This is a genomic window from Dyadobacter psychrophilus, assembly GCF_900167945.1.
Lineage (GTDB): Bacteria > Bacteroidota > Bacteroidia > Cytophagales > Spirosomataceae > Dyadobacter > Dyadobacter psychrophilus.
In genome coordinates this window covers 112,665-127,576 of record NZ_FUZA01000009.1, presented here as the reverse complement: position 1 = coordinate 127,576, position 14,912 = coordinate 112,665, and the positions used below count along the sequence as shown (strand labels likewise).

The following is a 14,912-nucleotide window of genomic DNA, read 5'->3' as shown; positions in this document are numbered from 1 at the left end:
AAGAAAACCGGCTGCTACGATAAACGTATCAGCCGGTTTCTTTTTTGAACCTATATATTACAAACGGAATCCGAAAGAGTAAACATCATATGGAGCGTCCGGATAAAGACCTTCGAACTGAACCATTGATTCTTCCTTGCCTGCGATTGCAGCCTGGAATTCTTTTACTGTCCGCACTGGCTTACCATTCACTTTGGTGATAATAAAGCCTTCTTCTACTTGCGAACGGGCAAATTTACCGCCGTCGATGGAAACAACTTTCACGCCGCCATCGAGTTTGTAACGAGACAAACGTTGTTTTTCCTGATCAGTAAGGTTACCAAATTGCGCACCCAACGCATTCATGATAGCAGCGGATTCGTCGCGTTTCAGAATGTCGGAGCCGCCTGTACGGTTACGCAATGTAATGTTCAGGTCTTTCTCCTTACCATCACGGTTAACAGTAAGGTTTACTTTGTCGCCAGGCTTGTGCAAGCCAATTGATTGTTGCAATTCAGGAATTGAGTGAATGTTCACACCGTCCACTTTCACGATCACGTCGCCTTTATTTACACCGCCTGCTTTTGCAGCACTGTTTTCTGTAAACTCACGAACATAAACACCATCATTCACTTTCACGCCATATTCTTCGGCTTTTCTGCTATCCAGGTCATCCAGGGCAATACCCAGGTAACCGCGCTGCACATTACCGAATTTGATCAAGTCACTTGAAACTTTCTTAACAATGCTCGAAGGAACCGCGAACGCATATCCTGCGAAGCTTCCCGTTGGGCTGGCAATTGCAGTATTGATACCGATCAATTCGCCTTTCAGGTTTACCAATGCTCCACCACTGTTACCAGGGTTTACAACAGCATCTGTTTGAATAAATGATTCAAGAGGTGAATCTACCGAAGAGGCAGAAGCTGGTGTTACACCACCACCACGTCTTGAACTACCGATAATGCCCAGTCCACGACCTTTTGCACTTACAATCCCAGCTGTTACAGTAGACTCGAGGTTGAACGGGTTACCCACGGCCACAACCCACTCTCCTACTTTCACCGCATCCGAATTGCCCAACGTTACCGCCGGCAAATCCTTTGCTTCAACTTTGATCACGGCAATGTCCGTAGACGGGTCTGTTCCGATCACCTTTGCTCTGAACTTACTTTTATTATGCAATGTAACTTCCAGTTCCTGAGCACCTTCCACAACGTGGTTATTTGTTACGATATAACCGTCAGGAGAAATAATTACGCCAGAACCAGACGCTTCCTGTGACTGTGGACCGCGGGATCCGCCTTCGAATTCATCACCAAAAAAATCGCGGAAAATATCAGGAATCTGCTGCTGCCCACGCGAAGCCTGACGCGTCATTGTAGATTTAATGTGGACCACAGTAGGGGTTGTAGCCTCTGCTGCATAAACGAAATCACCAGGTGCGCCTACCGGTGAACCGGTTGACGTGAAACGTGTGATCGACTCCGCAGGAGCCTCCTTAAAAATTACATCTTTACCATCGTTATCGCCAAATAGTTTAAAGCCAGCCAGAGTTGATGCACTTGAAATCAACCCAACCAACACTAAACCTTTCCAATTTGTTTTCATATACATTTGTTGGGGTTATATTTTTGTGATTAAATAACGCAAAGCATTTACTAAATTATTCCCACACAAGGCTCATTTAACATATTTTAACAGGAGACATTCTCAATGCGATTTACTAAAATATCCTGCCAATGTCACTAACAATTTAATCGCATCTTTGTTCACAACAAAAGGCGCTATTAATAAAAATTAATAACGCCTTTCCAAAATCACTCCGCCGATTACGCTACTTCAATCGCACGTGCAGGTTTTTCTTTGGCTTCTTCACGTTTTGGCAACGCGATGCTCAACACGCCTTCATTGTAAGTGGCTTCAATTTTGTCACCGTCGATAGAATTAGGCAATGTGAATGTGCGTTGGAAAGAAGCATATTTGAATTCCCTACGCGTATATTTTTCGTTTTTCTCTTCCTCTTTTTGTTCCTTCTGAGCTGAAATGGTCAGTTGGTTCTTTTCAAGGTTCAGTTTGAAATCTGATTTCTGCAGGCCAGGAGCGGCTACTTCGATCCTGAATCCTTCTGTGCTCTCAACAACATTTACTGCTGGAACGCTGCCTGAAAATGCAGGGGCTGCTAATTCGTTGAAGAGGTCCTTGCCAAAAAATCCGTTTAAGTAAGATGGATTTGCAAAATGGGTTTTTACTAATGTGCTCATTGCTATAAGGTTTTAATTGTCTGTTTATTTTTTAAGATTACCAATCCGGTATGTTGAGTCATCATCAATACTCATACCGAAGCGCCAAACTCGAAAAATAGCGGACAAAATGGCTTATTTATCAGAATAACCGGAACATTATGTGCCATAATGTCTGATTTAGCTCAAAAATAATGAGACAATCCGACATTGAGTCGTCGATAATCCAGACAAAAAAATTAATGAAAGAAGAAATTAGCGAAGTTCTAGAATGGCGCAGGCCTGTTCCGAAGCAGATTGCTCGGCTTTTTTCTTGGTGAAACCATTGCCTTGCGCAAATGGCTCGTCGTTGACAAGAATTTGGGAAATGAATTCGCGGTGGTGGCGTGTGCCGCGCTCTTCAAGTATTTCAAAACGGATTTCTTTCCCCTCGCGCTGTGCCCATTCAATGATCAGGCTTTTGAAATTGGCGTTGTTCTGGATAATGTTCTCCAGATCATAATGCGTAATCAGCTTACTAATGATGAATGTACGTGTGAAACGAAAGCCCTTATCCAGGTAAATAGCACCTACAAATGCTTCGAGCGCGTCTCCATACATAGAAGATCGCGGGGACATGCCGCGACGGTTGCCATCGTATTCGATCAAGCGATCGAGGCCAAGTTTTCTGGAAATTTGATTGAGCGATTCCCGGTTGACAATTCGGGAGCGGATTTCGGTAAGAAAACCTTCGTCTTTGTAAGGATATTTGGTAAAAAGGAATTCCGCTACCACCATTCCCAAAACGGCGTCACCGAGATATTCGAGTCTTTCGTTGGATTCACGAAATCCTTTAATTGCAGTTTCTCTGGATGCAGACGTGTGTCGAAAAGCCAGTTGGTAGACGCCAAGATTCGAAGGCCGGTCGCCAATTACATGAGCAATCGATTCCTTAAATTTTTTATCCTCAGCACTTCCGGTTCTGAAAAGAGAGAGTATCGGTATAAGAATTCGCTTTGCCAAGTGTAATTAGTTAATCAGTCTTCATATTTTTTGAAAACGACTGATGCATTGTGTCCGCCAAAGCCAAATGTATTGCTGAGCGCAATGTTGATCTCGCGTTTTTGAGCGTGGTTAAATGTCAGGTTCAATTTTGGGTTGATTTCCGGGTCATCGGTAAAGTGGTTGATGGTAGGAGGAACAACCTGATCCCGGATCGCTAAAATACATGCGGCAGCTTCAATAGCACCAGCCCCACCCAGCAAATGGCCAGTCATGGATTTGGTTGAACTAATATTCAGCTTGTAAGCGTGCTCACCAAAGTATTTTTCGATTGCCTTAATTTCCTGCGGATCACCGATCGGCGTTGAAGTGCCGTGCGTATTGATGTAATCCACATCTTCCGGTTTGATTCCTGCGTTCTCGATCGCATTTTTCATAACAATGTGAGCACCAAGTCCGTCCGGATGGGGCGCTGTAATGTGGTAGGCATCGGAAGACATTCCGGCACCGATCATTTCAGCGTAAATTTTTGCTCCCCTTGCCTTCGCATGTTCCAGCTCTTCCAGAATAAGCGCTGCCCCGCCTTCTCCCAGTACAAAACCATCACGGTCTTTATCATACGGACGGGAGGCAGTTTCGGGAGAATCGTTTCTTTCGGACAAAGCTTTCAATGCGTTGAAACCACCCACGCCTGCGATGGTCACTGCTGCTTCTGAGCCTCCGGAAATACATACGTTCATCATCCCAAGCTTGATGTAATTGAATGCATCGATCAAGGCATTGGTTGCTGAAGCGCAAGCTGAAACTGTGATGAAATTGGGACCGCGGAAGCCATAGCGGATAGAAAGAACTCCCGAAGCACTGTCCACGATCATTTTGGGAATGAAGAATGGGTTGAATCTGGGGGTTTTACCATTTTCTGCGAAATTCATCACCTCTTCTTCAAAGGTTTTTAATCCGCCGATTCCGGTACCCCAAATTACACCGGCTTTGTCGAGATCAAGCGTATCTGCGTCAAAGCCGGCGTCCTTCATCGCCTCGTCTGCTGCAATGACGGCGTATTGTGTAAACGGGTCCATTTTACGGGCTTCCTGACGAGGAATGTAATTTGTAACGTCCAGACCTTTTACTTCACAGGCAAACTTGGTGCGAAACTTCTCAGCGTCGAAACGCGTAATAGGAGCCGCTCCGCTTACACCTGCAACTAAATTATTCCAAAAGGTAGAAACATCATTTCCCACGGGCGTTAGTGCACCCATTCCGGTAATTACAACTCTCTTCAAACTCATAAAATGGGGACAGAAATAAAATGATACTGGTGCAAAAACCGAATTACTTCACGTTTTCTTCCAGGTATGCAACAGCCTGACCAACTGTACCAATGTTCTCTGCCTGATCGTCAGGGATAGATAGATTGAATTCTTTTTCAAATTCCATGATCAATTCAACGGTATCTAGAGAGTCTGCTCCCAAGTCGTTCTGGAAGTTTGCTTCCGATGTTACTTCCGACTCTTCTACGCCGAGTTTCTCGACGATAATTTGCTTAACTCTTTCTGCAATTGCTGACATTTTATATTCACTTTTTGGTTAAAATCGCAACAAAGAAAGAAATTTCGATTCACTTTGACAAAATTTTTTTAGTCCTTTCAAATTATTGCTTTCAATGTTGTTGAAATAAAAAAACCAGAAAATCAAATGCTTACCACGGATGTGTCCCAGTAAATCTGTCAATTATATAAAGAACATATAGGATAGCCGTACATTCGCGAAACATTTACCGACCATCAGACGCAGTATTGTATGATTTCGATATCGAATATAAAAAATGCCGAATCGCCCTTATTTTTTTTAATGGCAGGCCCTTGCGCAATCGAAGGCAGGGACATGGCTTTGCGCATCGCAGAACACATTACCGGCCTTACAGACCGGCTCAAAATCCCATATATCTTCAAAGGTTCCTACCGCAAGGCCAACCGCACTAAAATAGATTCTTTCACGGGGATCGGAGATGAAAAAGCATTAAAGATCCTAGAAGAAGTTCGTAATACATTTGGAGTGCCCGTAGTGACAGACATTCACGAGTCGCATGAAGCCGCTTTCGCTGCCGAATATGTTGACGTGTTGCAAATCCCAGCTTTCCTATGCCGACAAACTGAATTACTGGCCGCAGCTGCCAGAACGGGAAAGGCTGTGAACGTGAAGAAAGGACAGTTTTTGTCAGGCGCATCCATGAAATTTGCTGTTGAAAAAATCAATGAGGTTAACCCTGAATGTCCCGTGATCCTGACCGATCGCGGCAACAGCTTTGGTTATGGCGATCTGATTGTTGATTATCGTAACCTCCCGGAAATGAGCTCTTTCGGCGTTCCTGTTGTGATGGATTGCACACATTCATTGCAGCAGCCTAATCAAGCCTCCGGCGTAACGGGCGGCAAACCCAAGCTCATCGAAACCATTGCAAAGGCCGCTATCGCGGTTGGAGCGGATGGATTGTTTATTGAAACGCACTTTAATCCGGCCGAAGCTAAGTCCGATGGCGCCAATATGCTTCCTCTGGATCAGTTGGAAGGACTTTTGGAGAGACTGGTGCGTGTTCGTGAAGCTGTAATGTAATGGTCGCACGATTTCTGAAAGCGCAGCTGTTTTGCGTCATTTTCTGTTTTCAAATAATCTCGCCAAAAGTTGTTGCGCAGGGGGACGTTTCCCAGTTAAATGCGCCCGTGCGAAATTCGACCCATGGAGACTCGACACTTTGGGTCATCAAGGCTGGCGATGTGATTCCGCCTGTTACGCTCGCTCTGGCGGGATTGGTGGCGCAGGGAAGAATCAGCAGGCATTTTCACGAAAAAGTACATTCACAATATCCTAATTTTCATTCCAAAGCGGATGAATTTCTGCCGTATGCGCCTGGTGTTGTGAGTCTCGCACTGGCCTCTGCGGGCGTAAAAGGCAGGCATAAGCTCGGTGACCAGATTATCCTTGCATTGCTTTCCAACATTATAGCACAGGGCGTGACGCAAAGTTTGAAGCGGGTTATTAAATATCCGCGGCCCGATCAGTCTGACTATTATTCTTTTCCCTCCGGCCACACTACCACGGCTTTTGCCAACGCCACTATTTTACATGAGGAATACGGCCAACGCAGCGTTTTGTACAGCATTGGAGGATATGGGACCGCCACGGCGGTAGGCACATTAAGGGTTTTAAACGATAAACACTGGCTCGCGGATGTCCTCATGGGCGCAGGCATAGGCATAGGGGCCACAAAAGTCCTTTATATCAGTTACCCCTGGCTGCAACAGACCGTTCGCAGAATGAAACATTAATTGCACATTTTTGAAACCAGCTGACATAGGGTTGTCACAAGCGGCTGTTTCATTTGCAAAAAACAAACCAACATTCTCATCATGCAAACGAAAACAATCCCGCCTATCCATGTGCTCTATTTTGAAACCGAAACTTCTCTTAATGAACTGATGGATTACGTGCGCTTGGTTGCGCATCGCCTGTATAGGGAGGCAATTCGAAAGGAAATGGAAGTAACCGGTCCCATTTACTGGATTTATAACGGTGCTGACGGCAATCCCGAAACGCGGTTCCACCTTACCATCGCATTGCCGGTTACTGTTTCCGACACGCCTTTGACCGACTCTGAATTCAAGCTCAAATATCTGGAACCGTTCAGATGCGTTGCCGGACAACTTTACGGAAGTTGGGAAGGTTTGGGAAAAATATACGGTGATTTGATCTCAGCGTTAATGTCGGAAAATTTGATCATGACCGGCCAAAATCGGGAGATATATTTGAATATGGATTTCCAAAATCCGGAAAACAACATTACTGAGATCCAGATCGGGATTAATTAAATTAGATTTTCAAAACACTTTCAGCCTCATGTCGTATTGCAGCTATATCAATAATAATGTCACGGAAACAGCCGATTATTTGCTTCATAAGCATTATCACGACAATCAGTATGGTTTTGAAATAACCGATGATGACGAACTTTTTGGTCGCTTGATCCTGGAAATCAACCAGGCCGGTTTAAGCTGGACATTAATGTTAAGGAAGCAGGATAGTTTCAGAAAGGCCTATGATAATTTTTCCATTGAGAAAATCGCTCAGTATGACGAATCCGATCGGGAGAGGCTTTTACTGGACGCAGGAATTGTTCGTAACAAGCTTAAAGTCAATGCCGCGATTGTAAATGCGCAAAAAATCCTGGAATTAAAGAAAGACTTCGGATCATTTAAAGGCTGGATCGATGCGCATCACCCTTTAACGAAAGAAGAATGGATCAAGGTTTTTAAGAAAACATTCAAGTTCACAGGCGGCGAGATCGTGAACGAATTCCTCATGAGCACAGGTTACCTGCCCGGCGCGCATACGCCTGACTGTCCTATTTACAAGAAGGTCAAATTGATTGAAGCGACGGCAAAAGCGTAATTACCGGCTGCCGTTCTCCTGCAAATATTTAATCAATGCAGCAGGCTGATCGGTTTGCAAACCCTGAACGCCCTTTTGCAAAGCCTCTTTCCAGGAAACGAGGCCTTCCGTCGCACTTTGCACATCCAGCCACACCTGAACACCCGCTTCATTAATAGCACTCAAAAGTTGCGGGTGCGGTAAGTTATCAACGATTTTTAAAGGTAATCTTTTCAAAAAAACCGACAGCTTTTCTTTGGAATCAATGTCCTTTGGCAAACTTGACATTAAAGGAACTTCCGGGGCGACCTTCTGCCATTCACTATAGTCGCTTTCTTTATTAAGATAAACAATCACCTGTTTTTCCATCCCTGCCTCTCTGATCTGCTTCCAGGTTTCGGAAACATCGGCAGCTTTAAAATCCAGATAGATATTGATCTTGCCTTTACAAACGGCCAGCATTTCCCTGAACTCAGGAATTTTATTCGTCTTTTTATTTCTGTTAAAAACCTGCAAATGCTTCACTTCATCCAGGGTCATTGCGCTCACTTTTCCTGCGCCGTTGGTGGTTCTGTCCACAGTTGCGTCATGTAGCACGACCAAATGTCCGTCTTTCGTTGTCCTCAGATCCACTTCTACATAATCTGCTCCGCTGGCGATTGCTTCCCGCGCAGCCGCAAGCGTATTTTCAGGAACGGCAATATGATTTCCTCTGTGCGCTATGACCACGAGTTTGTGCTTTGTTTCAGGCAAAACTTGCTGCGCATATGCGCTCAAAGACATTATCAATGATAGTAAAAGGAGGCTTGTGGCTTTGCTAAGCATAAGGGCTTTATAAAAAACGAGTCTACAAGTAAGAATAAAAACTTCTCAACTCATAGACTCATAAACTTTCAAAACGGGTAATTATTGGATTTCGAAGCTTGACAAATTCACAAAATCCTGAACGCGGGCATTGATTTCCTCCTGTGTCAGATTTACAATACGCTCTGTTCCAAACTTTTCAACACAGAATGAGGCCATTGCCGATCCATAAATAATGGCACGCTTCATATTCTCAAAAGAAATGTCGTCTGTGCTAGCCAGGTAACCTATGAACCCGCCTGCAAATGTATCGCCAGCTCCGGTTGGATCAAAAACCTCTTCCAATGGCAATGCCGGGGCAAAAAATATCCTTTCGCCCTGGAACAACAACGCACCGTGTTCTCCTTTTTTAATGATCAATGTTTTCGGGCCCATTTCCATGATCTTCTTCGCTGCCTTCCGTAACGAATATTCGCCTGAAAGTTGACGAGCTTCCTCGTCGTTGATCGTGATCAGGTCCACCATTTTCAAAACCGCTTTCAGATCGTCCATTGCAATGTTCATCCACAAGTTCATTGTGTCCAGCATAATCAGCTTGGGACGGGATGTCATGCGCTCGATAATCAGTTTCTGAGTCGCCGGAACAGTGTTTCCTAACATCAGGAATGTCGTTCCCTGGTAAGATTCCGGAATAATGGGATCGAAATGTTCCATTACATTCAATTCCGTAATCAGGGTGTCCCGGGTGTTCATATCCTCGTGATATTTCCCCGACCAGAAGAAAGTTTTACCTTCTTTCACGATTTCAAGTCCTTCGGTATTAACGCCGTGGTCCTGCAAAAGGGAGATCATTTCATCCGGGAAATCGCCACCGACAACGGCAACGAGATTGTTTTCTTTGGTGAAATATGATGCTGCTAGTGTGATGTAAGTGGCCGCACCGCCAATAATTTTATCTGTTTTTCCAAAAGGTGTTTCAAGCGCATCGAATGCAACAGATCCTACGGTTAATAAACTCATAAATAAGTATTGTATTGATTTTAAGATAGTTTCAAACTGGGCCTTCCTAGTAAAAGCGCTGCGAAGATAATCAAAACGCCCGAATAGCGTCGGCACCCCATTCTATTATGCCAAACTGTTTAACTCAATCATTGGTTATTTGCTATTTTTGTAAAATTTACCACTTTCACCACTAACACATTACTATGGAAGCGATCAGCGAAGCCAGAAGGCACATTGACAACGCCAAAGACTTTTTGAGTAATAATGCTAAGAAGCAGGACGGAATTTACCATGACAAAAAATATGTCAAGATCGCCGGACACACTGCTTACACTGGCATTTTATTAGCATTGAACGAATTACTGGGAGAAAAAAATAGAAAGACTCCCAAAAGCGTAGAGTGGTATCAAATGGAGCTCAGCAAACTAGACAAGAGCTTGCTGGCCAAGTTTACAACTGCTTATCAGGTTTTACATATTGATATGGGTTACCAAGGCAGCAAAAGTGCGAAGTTAGCCTCAGTAGGACTTGGAGAAGCAGAAAAGATCATAAGTTGGGTGGAAACCCGCCTTGAAAAGAAAGAACATTAATTGAATCAGTTTTTAAGAAAGTAAAAACATAGATGACCGCGCAAACTTTCCAGCCGCTTAAAATATTCAATACACTTACCCGTAAAAAGGATGTATTTGTTCCTATTGCCCCTCCTTATGTCGGCATGTATGTCTGCGGTCCCACGGTTTATAATAATGTCCATTTAGGAAATATCCGCACGTTTCTATCTTTCGATATTCTTTACAGATATCTTACGCATATCGGCTACAAGGTCCGCTATGTGCGGAACATTACGGATGTAGGACATTTAGTCGGTGACGGGGAAGTGGGAGAAGACAAGATTGGTAAAATGGCAAAGCTGCAAAAGCTTGAACCTATGGAGATCGTGCAGCGCTATACCAATGATTTTCACGACGTTTCGGCCACATTTAATTTAATTCCTCCGAGCATTGAGCCAACAGCCACAGGTCATTTGATCGAACAGATCGAAGCAGTGAAGACTTTGATAGGAAAAGGCGCCGCTTACGAATCCAATGGCTCTGTTTATTTTGATATCAACAAATATCAGGCTGACGGGAATGAGTATGGCAAACTGTCGGGCCGCATTATTGAAGATCTTCTAAACGAAACACGTGAGCTTGACGGACAGGCTGAAAAGCGTAATCCGCTGGATTTCGCACTTTGGAAAAAGGCCAGCCCCGAGCACATTATGCAATGGGATTCGCCCTGGGGAATGGGCTTTCCAGGTTGGCATTTGGAATGTACTTGCATGAGTGGCAAGTATTTAGGCAAACAATTTGACATTCATGGCGGTGGAATGGATTTGAAATTCCCACATCACGAATGCGAGATCGCACAAGGCAAATCGCTTACGAATGAGGAGCCGGTGCGTTACTGGATGCATACCAATATGTTGACGGTGAACGGTCAAAAAATGTCCAAATCACTCAACAATTCCTTTCTGCCAGCCGAGCTGTTTTCCGGAAACCATCCTTTGCTGGACCAGGCTTATAGCCCCATGACGGTGCGGTTTTTTATGTTGCAAAGCCAATATCGCAGCACACTCGATTTTTCGAATGAAGCATTGAAAGCTGCGCATAAGGGTTATAAAAAACTCGCAAATGGTCTGAGAAACGCCAAATTGCTTTCCTATGCACTAGAAGAAGGCGTAAGCATTGACGAGATCAAACAAATTGAGATCAACAAGGCGATTGAAGGATTTTACGGAGCCATGAATGATGATCTTAACACGTCAGTCGCATTCGCGAATCTCTTTAATTTGCTCAAATACATTAATATGCTCAACATGGGCCAGCTGAAAACGGCGGCACTTGGTGAAGAGACCTTTCATGCATTGAAAGATAATTTCATTACTTTCTTTGAGGATGTCTTGGGCTTAAAGGAAGAAATAAGTGAAGGTTATGCGATCCTGGATGGCATGCTGAAACTATATAGGGAATATAAATTATCAATGAACTACGAAAAAGTAGACGAGATCCGTTCTTACTTCAAAAATCAGGGACTGGTGATACGCGACACAAAAGTGCGGATCGATTGGGCTTACGAAGAGTAAATATGAAAAAGTTATCAATATTAATGTTTGTCTTCATGCTGGCTTATGGCTGCAAAACCAAAGACAGCACAGAACAAGCCGCCGAGCAGGCACCAGCTCTTGTCAAAAGCCCCGATTTCAATGCAGATTCGGCTTATACATTTGTCCAGAAGCAAGTTGATTTTGGTCCGAGGGTCCCTGATACGAAACCGCATGACGCTTGTGGTGACTATATAGCGGAAAAACTTAAAAGCTACGGTCTTCAGGTTATTGAACAGGCTTTTAAGGATACAACATTTGATAATAAAATCCTGAACGGCAGAAATATTATCGGCAGCTTCAATCCCAAGGCCTCCAAACGCCTTTTACTTGCAGCGCACTGGGATTCAAGACCTTACTCAGACCAGGATTCCTTAGTAAAGAACAAGCCTGTGCTGGCGGCCAATGACGGTGCGAGCGGCGTGGGCATATTGCTGGAAGTTGCGCGGGTGTTATCCATGCAAAAAACCACTCCTGAAATCGGCGTCGACATTGTTTTTTTCGACATGGAAGATTGGGGGAATTCCGAGCAAGCTGAGGATGAATATGGTGGCTACTGCCTTGGTTCACAATATTGGGCAGCAAATAAGCATACGCCAAATTACACTGCCTACTTTGGAATTTTGCTGGATATGGTGGGTGCAAAAGGCGCAACTTTTTTTAAGGAAGGCCATTCCGTTCAACTAGCCGGAAGCGTTGTCAATTCCGTTTGGAATACGGCCAGCAGACTTGGTTACAGCAATATTTTCATCGACGACCGAGGTGGGTCAATAACCGATGACCACGTGGCCGTTAATAAAATCGCCAAAATCCCGATGATCGATATCATTCACACCAAGCCGAATAACATGTCAAAAACGTTTTTTGACCAATGGCACACCACGGACGATACAATGGAACACATTGATCCTAAGACTTTAAAGGCGGTTGGACAGACATTAATCCAGGTTGTATATCAGGAAGCGGAAGGCGAAGCACTTTAATTTCACAGCTTTTTGACGGTAACCCAGATATTCGAATTCCGGCCCTTATCGTCGCTACAAGAAATTTTGACCCGGCCTAATGGAAGGCTCACAAAGACACTTTCATGCGGGACCGATTTCCTGCTTAGTTTGTCATTAATATACCAGAAAACTTCCTGTACATCATTGGAAGTCTGGCAACCCAACTGAATCTGTTGCGGCTCGTCGGGCCGCAAATAATATTCGCTACCATCATTCGGGCTCACGATCAACGGCGGGCCTTCGTGGAAAACGCGCTCACAATCAGGGTTATGCGGCGGAATTTTTTGGTAAGGGATTTTTTGCAGCTCGTTATAGGCAATTAATTCCGGCGCCAGATTGGCATAAGCTCGCTTTTCAAAACCATTTTCAGGAATACAATACGTGCAGTAAGAAATCTTCCCAGATTTATCTGTAAAAACCCATCGCAAATGCTGACATTTCTTATAAGCAGAAACGCCCGTAATGTATTGATCCAGAATTTGATGTGTGCAAAATTCGGATGGAATATCGCCACTTTCTGCACAGACTTTTCGTAAAGAAACATTAGCTGGCGTTTGGTACCAGCCTTTCGGTGAATTGTAATCCAATGCATTAAAAATAGAAAACAGCAATGGTGTCGCGGTATTTGCGCCACTGAGTTCGGGAACACCTTCCCCGGAAAAATTACCAACCCAAACGCCGACTGTATATCTGCGGTTATAACCAATGCTCCATGCATCGCGCTTGCCATACGAAGTGCCCGTTTTCCACGCGATTTTGGGCAAATGATAGGTGTTATCGAAGTTTGTCGGCAAGTCGGGACGTGTGATTTGGGTGAGAATGTTGGTTAATAAATAGGCGGCTTCCTGAGAAATGACCGGCGTGCCTTTTTTATCCAAAGGCGTTTCTGAGGAATAACGCAGCTTTTTTAGTTCACCATCATTGGAAAATGCTGCAAATAAGCGTGTTAACTCTTCCAATGTAACACCGCAGCCGCCCAGGATCATAGAAAGTCCAAGATCTTTTGCCTGTTTATCAATGGTCTTAAATCCGGCTTTCCGAAGCTTTGAGATCAAAACCGGCGTGCTTACTTCTTTCAAGATCTTCACCGCGGGAATGTTCAAAGAATTGGCCAAGGCAAATTCCGCAGTAACCGGACCATTGAAATGTTGATCGAAATTTTCGGGTTCATAGCCACTGAAATTGCTCGGAACGTCATTTACGATGTTTTTCGGAGTGATGAACCCTTGGTCAAATGCTGTGGCGTAAAGCAATGGTTTTAAGGTGCTTCCAGGTGAACGAACTGCTCTCACGCCATCCACCTGACCGCCGTCGAAGGGGTTATTAAAATCCGCCGAACCAATGTAAGCCTCCACTTCCATAGTCTCGTTATTCACCACCAGTACCGATGCATTGTGAATGTTCATCATTTTGCGGCGGTTAATGTAGTTTTTAACCTGCTCCTCAATCTGATTTTGCAGCTGGATTTTAAGCTGGCTATGGATTACAGGCTGATCTGGATGTTCTTTTTTGAGCCTTAATGCCAAATGTGGCGCGAGCTTCGGCGCTTGCAAGCGCTTCACCACCAAAGGCTCGTTCAATGCATCCTGAATGATATTTTTATCAAAAAGCTGCTCTTCCTCAAACCGGCGGAGCCACACATTCCGGGCAGCCACCAATGCATCATTACGCGTCCCCGGCCGCAGACTCGACGGCCGGTTAGGCACAATGGTCAAAGCTGTAATTTCCGACAGACTAAGCAGCTGGGGCGGTTTTCCAAAATAAAGCAGCGAAGCGGCCTTAATGCCTTCAATGTTACCTCCGTAAGGAACCAGGTTGAGATACATTTGCAGGATCTCGGCTTTGGAATAATGCAATTCGAGCTGGAAGGCGCGGTGGATTTCCAGTATTTTGTTCAGATAAGTCCGCCTGCGTGGCTCTATCAGCCGAACCACTTGCATCGTTATGGTAGAGGCACCCGAAGTTCTGCGCCCTGTAAAAATGTTACGGACCCCAGCCCTTACAATGGCAAAAGGATTCACGCCCAGATGCGCATAGAAATATTGATCTTCTTTGTAAATCAATGTCTTACGCAGCAGCGGCGTAATTTCTGACACATTTGCATACAGGCGCCACTTATCTTCTTTACTCAAAAAAGCATGGATCACATTGCCCTTGTGGTCGGTTACCTGGGTTGCGTAATTAATCTTGGGCTGAAAGGGGAAGGCGAAATCCAGGATTAAAAACAAGCATACTGCTGACAGCACAGCCAGTCCGGCTATTTTGAATTTACGCTTCATTTTTCGAATGTGTGTGAGGGTTCATTTTGGGTTCTGATTTGTCCCTATCAGG

At 44.5% G+C, this 14,912-nt stretch carries 15 protein-coding genes; 7 read left to right on the top strand and 8 right to left on the bottom strand.

Annotated elements, in window-relative coordinates:
* Positions 1-57: 57 nt before the first annotated feature.
* The 5 genes from B5X68_RS25200 to B5X68_RS25180 all read right to left on the bottom strand — a co-directional run bounded on the left by B5X68_RS25200 (position 58) and on the right by B5X68_RS25180 (position 4,772).
* Positions 58-1,590, bottom strand: a complete 1,533-nt coding sequence (locus tag B5X68_RS25200) for a Do family serine endopeptidase (protein WP_082217584.1) — start codon at positions 1,588-1,590, stop codon at positions 58-60.
* A gap of 221 nt (positions 1,591-1,811) precedes the next feature.
* On the bottom strand, positions 1,812-2,243 hold the full coding sequence (locus B5X68_RS25195) for an Hsp20/alpha crystallin family protein (protein ID WP_082217537.1): 432 nt from the start codon (positions 2,241-2,243) through the stop codon (positions 1,812-1,814).
* A 234-nt stretch (positions 2,244-2,477) separates the two neighbouring features.
* Positions 2,478-3,224, bottom strand: coding sequence for a ribonuclease III (gene rnc / locus B5X68_RS25190; protein WP_082217536.1), 747 nt, complete (start codon positions 3,222-3,224; stop codon positions 2,478-2,480).
* A 14-nt stretch (positions 3,225-3,238) separates the two neighbouring features.
* Positions 3,239-4,492 carry a beta-ketoacyl-ACP synthase II gene (fabF, locus tag B5X68_RS25185; protein WP_082217535.1) on the bottom strand — a complete coding sequence of 418 codons (1,254 nt, stop codon included), beginning with the start codon at positions 4,490-4,492 and terminating at the stop codon, positions 3,239-3,241.
* A 43-nt stretch (positions 4,493-4,535) separates the two neighbouring features.
* Complete coding sequence (locus B5X68_RS25180) at positions 4,536-4,772, bottom strand: acyl carrier protein (RefSeq protein WP_026629555.1); 237 nt, start codon at positions 4,770-4,772, stop codon at positions 4,536-4,538.
* A 231-nt stretch (positions 4,773-5,003) separates the two neighbouring features.
* Between B5X68_RS25180 and kdsA the strand changes: the two genes are divergently transcribed.
* The 4 genes from kdsA (at position 5,004) to B5X68_RS25160 (ending at position 7,649) form a co-directional block, all read left to right on the top strand.
* Positions 5,004-5,816, top strand: a complete 813-nt coding sequence (gene kdsA / locus B5X68_RS25175; RefSeq protein WP_082217534.1) for a 3-deoxy-8-phosphooctulonate synthase — start codon at positions 5,004-5,006, stop codon at positions 5,814-5,816.
* The gene (locus B5X68_RS25170) at positions 5,816-6,529 is read left to right on the top strand and encodes a phosphatase PAP2 family protein (RefSeq protein WP_082217533.1); all 714 of its coding nucleotides are present in this window, start codon (positions 5,816-5,818) and stop codon (positions 6,527-6,529) included. The genes kdsA and B5X68_RS25170 overlap by 1 nt, the downstream gene beginning before the upstream one ends.
* Positions 6,530-6,610: 81 nt before the next feature.
* A complete protein-coding gene (locus tag B5X68_RS25165; RefSeq protein ID WP_082217532.1) occupies positions 6,611-7,069 on the top strand; it encodes a GyrI-like domain-containing protein in 459 nt (152 codons plus the stop codon).
* Positions 7,070-7,097: 28 nt separating this feature from the next.
* Positions 7,098-7,649, top strand: coding sequence for a DNA-3-methyladenine glycosylase I (locus B5X68_RS25160; RefSeq protein ID WP_082217531.1), 552 nt, complete (start codon positions 7,098-7,100; stop codon positions 7,647-7,649).
* On the opposite strand, the gene B5X68_RS25155 is transcribed toward B5X68_RS25160, so the two are convergent.
* Together B5X68_RS25155 and B5X68_RS25150 are read right to left on the bottom strand one after the other, a co-directional pair.
* Positions 7,650-8,411, bottom strand: a complete 762-nt coding sequence (locus B5X68_RS25155) for a glycerophosphodiester phosphodiesterase family protein (RefSeq protein WP_229208561.1) — start codon at positions 8,409-8,411, stop codon at positions 7,650-7,652.
* Between the two features lie 123 nt (positions 8,412-8,534).
* Positions 8,535-9,452, bottom strand: coding sequence for a PfkB family carbohydrate kinase (locus B5X68_RS25150; RefSeq protein ID WP_082217529.1), 918 nt, complete (start codon positions 9,450-9,452; stop codon positions 8,535-8,537).
* Positions 9,453-9,637: 185 nt separating this feature from the next.
* On the opposite strand from B5X68_RS25150, the gene B5X68_RS25145 reads away from it, so the two are divergent.
* Genes B5X68_RS25145 through B5X68_RS25135 form a run of 3 tightly spaced genes read left to right on the top strand, consistent with a single transcriptional unit; the run spans position 9,638 to position 12,560 of the window.
* Positions 9,638-10,024, top strand: a complete 387-nt coding sequence (locus tag B5X68_RS25145; protein ID WP_082217528.1) for a DUF5618 family protein — start codon at positions 9,638-9,640, stop codon at positions 10,022-10,024.
* A gap of 32 nt (positions 10,025-10,056) precedes the next feature.
* On the top strand, positions 10,057-11,559 hold the full coding sequence (gene cysS, locus B5X68_RS25140) for a cysteine--tRNA ligase (RefSeq protein WP_082217527.1): 1,503 nt from the start codon (positions 10,057-10,059) through the stop codon (positions 11,557-11,559).
* A 2-nt stretch (positions 11,560-11,561) separates the two neighbouring features.
* Positions 11,562-12,560 (top strand): M28 family peptidase, encoded by a 999-nt coding sequence (locus tag B5X68_RS25135; RefSeq protein ID WP_082217526.1) that lies wholly within the window; start codon positions 11,562-11,564, stop codon positions 12,558-12,560.
* A 2-nt stretch (positions 12,561-12,562) separates the two neighbouring features.
* On the opposite strand, the gene pbpC is transcribed toward B5X68_RS25135, so the two are convergent.
* Positions 12,563-14,860, bottom strand: coding sequence for a penicillin-binding protein 1C (gene pbpC, locus B5X68_RS25130; protein ID WP_082217525.1), 2,298 nt, complete (start codon positions 14,858-14,860; stop codon positions 12,563-12,565).
* Positions 14,861-14,912: the final 52 nt, after the last annotated feature.